A 311-nucleotide genomic window follows, 5' to 3' on the forward strand; every position below is an offset into this window, starting at 1 on the left:
TGCGTAGAGCGCATCGACGTCGAGCGGTGATTCCAGCAGCGCATTGGCCGCGACGACGGCAGCCACGGCGGACGCCGCCGAGCCGCCCATGCCCGAGCCGTAGGCGATGCCTTTGTCGATCTCGACGTCCATCCCAAAGCCGGGCTGCGCGCGCTCAAGCAGGGAGAGCAGGGCGCGGCCGGCGGTGTTGTTCTCAGGCTCGGTGGGCAATGCGGTCTCGGAGCCACGTATCGCAAGGATGCGCACGCCGGGCTCGGCGCTGCGGCTCACCGTGACGGTATCGCCAGCGCCTTCGATCGCCAGGCCCAGCA

1 protein-coding gene is annotated in these 311 nt (G+C 69.8%); it reads right to left on the reverse strand.

Annotation, left to right across the window (positions count from 1 at the left end):
• Positions 1-311 (reverse strand): GHMP family kinase ATP-binding protein (locus tag FLQ44_RS17930; protein ID WP_439144948.1); only part of this gene is annotated, 311 nt, incomplete at both ends.

The sequence above is a fragment of the Vogesella mureinivorans genome (assembly GCF_007644035.1).
Classification (GTDB): Bacteria; Pseudomonadota; Gammaproteobacteria; order Burkholderiales; family Chromobacteriaceae; genus Vogesella; species Vogesella mureinivorans.